4 protein-coding genes and 1 pseudogene are annotated in these 3,177 nt (G+C 62.8%); all 5 read right to left on the bottom strand.

Annotated features, from left to right (window positions below; translation table 11 throughout):
* Positions 1-878 (bottom strand): cbb3-type cytochrome c oxidase subunit I (locus K675_RS0121980; RefSeq protein ID WP_037007045.1); only part of this gene is annotated, 878 nt, incomplete at its 3' end.
* Positions 879-1,212: 334 nt separating this feature from the next.
* Positions 1,213-2,151 (bottom strand): cytochrome-c oxidase, cbb3-type subunit III, encoded by a 939-nt coding sequence (gene ccoP, locus K675_RS0121975; RefSeq protein ID WP_017905621.1) that lies wholly within the window; start codon positions 2,149-2,151, stop codon positions 1,213-1,215.
* Positions 2,148-2,342: a CcoQ/FixQ family Cbb3-type cytochrome c oxidase assembly chaperone gene (locus K675_RS0121970; protein ID WP_332308417.1), complete on the bottom strand. Its 195-nt coding sequence runs from the start codon at positions 2,340-2,342 to the stop codon at positions 2,148-2,150. Before K675_RS0121970 ends, ccoP begins: the two co-directional genes overlap by 4 nt.
* A gap of 3 nt (positions 2,343-2,345) precedes the next feature.
* Complete coding sequence (gene ccoO, locus K675_RS0121965) at positions 2,346-2,954, bottom strand: cytochrome-c oxidase, cbb3-type subunit II (protein ID WP_017905619.1); 609 nt, start codon at positions 2,952-2,954, stop codon at positions 2,346-2,348.
* A gap of 10 nt (positions 2,955-2,964) precedes the next feature.
* Positions 2,965-3,177 (bottom strand): annotated as a pseudogene (locus tag K675_RS31255) (cytochrome C oxidase Cbb3); the annotation flags it as partial.

Raw genomic sequence — 3,177 nt, 5'->3', positions numbered from 1 at the left:
ATCATGCCGTTGATCATGCCGCCCCAGCTCGGTGCCAGCAGGATGATCGACATGGCCATGCCCAGCGACTGCGCCCAGTCCGGCAGGGCGGTGTAGTGCAGGTGGTGGGGACCTGCCCAGATATACAGGGTGATCAGCGCCCAGAAGTGGACGATGGACAGGCGATAGGAGTAGATCGGGCGTTCGGCCTGTTTCGGCACGAAGTAGTACATCATTCCGAGGAAGCCGGTGGTGAGGAAGAAGCCCACGGCGTTGTGGCCGTACCACCACTGGATCATCGCGTCGGTCGCGCCGGAGTAGGCCGAGTAGGACTTGAAGAAGCTCACCGGCAGCGAGGCGTGGTTGACGATGTGCAGCATCGCGGTGACGACGATGAAGGCACCGTAGAACCAGTTGCCGACATAGATGTGCTTGGTCTTGCGCTTGACGATGGTGCCGAAGAACACCAGGGCGTAGACCACCCAGACGATGGCCAGCAGGATCGCCAGCGGCCATTCCAGCTCGGCGTATTCCTTGGTGGTGGTGTAGCCCAGCGGCAGGGTGACCAGGGCACCGACGATCACGGCCTGCCAACCCCAGAAGTGGAAGGCCGCGAGGCTGTCGGAGATCAGTCGCACCTGGCAGGTACGCTGCACGACGTAGTAGGAGGTGGCGAACAGCGCACAACCCCCGAAGGCGAAGATCACCAGGTTGGTGTGCAGCGGGCGCAGGCGTCCAAAACTCGTCCACGGCAGACCGAAATTCAGCTCCGGCCAGACCAGTTGAGAGGCAATGAATACGCCGAGCCCCATGCCAAGGATCCCCCAGACCACCGTCATGATGGCGAACTGGCGGACTACCTTATAGTTATAAGCAGTCTGACTTATTGCTGTGCTCATTCTAAGGTTCCACGGTTTGGGTATAGTTATTAGGGGTGAAAATCGGCCGCAAGTATGGATAAAGAGTAGGGTCATTGCAACGCGCCATGACCTGGGTCAATACCTTGCGACGCTGATTCTGCGGCCTTTCCATGCTCGGTGTAGGGTCAAAACGCGTCCTCGCGAAAACCGTGACCGACCGGTTGGCGAGGGGTTGCGGATCGATCAGGGTTTGGAAAGCTTAGTACCGATTCCCGGGAGTGGGTAGGCGTACTGAAAGGGAGGTGCGACACTCGGTCGCGCAGAGGCGGGGAACTGCCGCATCCTGATTGATGCGGCAGGAAATATCCGGTATTTATTGAGCTTTATTTTCTCCTTGACTACCGTGGGAGAGGCTGTACACGTAAGCGGCCAGCAACTGCACCTTGTCGTTGCCGAGCAGTTCGCTCTGGGCCGGCATGTGGCCCTGGCGACCGTGGCGGATAGTCTGCTGCAGTTGTGCCAGGCTGGTGCCGTAGATGAACGCGGCCGGCGTGGTCAGATCCGGTGCGCCCATGGCCGGGGTACCCTGGCCGGTGGCGCCATGGCAGGCGACACAGTTGGTGTTGAAGACCTGCTGACCGGCAGCCAGGTCCGCGCCGTTGCCTTCCGGCAGGGGCAGCTTGCCCAGGCCGTGACGCACGTAGGCGGCAACGTTGCGCACGCCATCCTCACCGAGGATGTCGCCCCAGGCCGGCATGGCCGCGATGCGTCCACCCATGATGGTAGCCTTGATCGTGTCGGCACTGCCGCCCCAGCGCCAACTGTCGTCGGCCAGGTTCGGGAAGCCGTAGGCACCCTTGGCGTCCGAGCCGTGGCAGACGGCGCAGTTGGAGGCGAACAGGCGACCGCCCATTTTCAGCGCCTGTGGGTCCTTGGCCACTTCCTCCACCGGCATGGCGGCGAACTTGGCGAAGATCGGTCCGAACTTGGCATCGGCCTTGTCCATTTCCTTTTCCCACTCGTGGACCCCGGTCCAGCCGTTCTCGTAGCCGGGCAGGATGCCTTTCCAGTTGCCCAGGCCCGGATAGAGGACCAGGTAGCCGACGGAGAACACCAGGGTCCCGGCGAACAGCATGAACCACCACTGCGGCAGCGGGTTGTCATACTCCTCGATGCCGTCGAAGCTGTGGCCCATGGTCTGGTCGACGCTGCCCTTGGTTTCACCCTTGCGCGTACCGATCAGCAGCCAGGTCAGGCCGATCAGGCTGCCGATGGTCAGTACGCAGATGTACGTACTCCAGAAGGTGGTCATGGCCGGTTGCTCCTTGTTGCGGGGTCGTGTTCAGGTGTCTCGGGCAATGGATCGTCGGCGAACGGCAACATGCGCGCCTGGGCGAACTCCGGATTGCGCTTGGCGTTGAACACCCAGATGGCGAGGCCGACGAAGGCGATCATCACCACCAGGGTGCCGAGGCCGCGGATCATTCCGCTACTCATCTCCATGGCTCACCTCTTGCTCTTGATCGAGGTGCCGAGCACCTGCAGGTAGGCGACCAGCGCGTCCATCTCGCTCTTGCCCTTGAGGCTGGCCACGGCGCCGGCGATGTCGTCGTCGGTGTAGGGCACGCCAAGGGTGCGCATGGCACGCAGCTTGGTTTCGGTGTGGCTGCTGTCGAGGGCGTTGGCGACCAGCCACGGGTAGGCCGGCATCTTCGACTCCGGCACCACGTTGCGCGGGTTGTACAGGTGCGCGCGGTGCCAGTCATCGGAGTAACGACCGCCGACCCGTGCCAGGTCCGGGCCGGTACGCTTGGAACCCCACAGGAACGGGTGGTCCCAGACGCTTTCACCGGCCACCGAATAGTGGCCGTAGCGTTCGGTCTCGGCGCGGAACGGCCGGATCATCTGCGAGTGGCAGCCGACGCAGCCTTCGCGGATGTAGATGTCGCGGCCTTCCAGTTGCAGCGCGGTGTAGGGCTTCATGCCTTCGACCGGCTTGTTGGTGACGTCCTGGAAGAACAGCGGGACGATCTGGGTCAGGCCGCCGATGCTGACGGCGAACACCATCAGCAGCATCAGCAGGCCGACGTTCTTTTCGATCACTTCGTGTTTCATGGCGAACTCCTCAGGCCATCTGCGCGTTGGCGTTGACGCTGGCAGGCACTGCGCCGCGCACGGTGCGCCAGGTGTTGTAGGCCATCAGCAGCATGCCGCTGAGGAAGATGGCGCCGCCGATCAGCCGCACGATGAAGCCGGGGTGGCTGGCCACCAGGGTTTCGACGAAGGAGTAGGTCAGCGTGCCGTCCTCGTTGACCGCCCGCCACATCAGGCCCTGGGC

Origin of the sequence: Pseudomonas fuscovaginae SE-1, from assembly GCF_000364705.1 — a bacterium.
Classification (GTDB): domain Bacteria; phylum Pseudomonadota; class Gammaproteobacteria; order Pseudomonadales; family Pseudomonadaceae; genus Aquipseudomonas; species Aquipseudomonas fuscovaginae_A.
Note: the sequence above shows the minus strand (reverse complement) of the source record. Positions and strands in the feature narration are given on the sequence as shown.

Excerpts from the sequence above, each read along its gene's own strand:
- K675_RS0121970 (WP_332308417.1), bottom strand. The coding sequence starts at position 2,342 with ATGGAGATGAGTAGCGGAATGATCCGCGGCCTCGGCACCCTGGTGGTG.
- ccoO (WP_017905619.1), bottom strand. The coding sequence starts at position 2,954 with ATGAAACACGAAGTGATCGAAAAGAACGTCGGCCTGCTGATGCTGCTG.
- ccoP (WP_017905621.1), bottom strand. The coding sequence starts at position 2,151 with ATGACCACCTTCTGGAGTACGTACATCTGCGTACTGACCATCGGCAGC.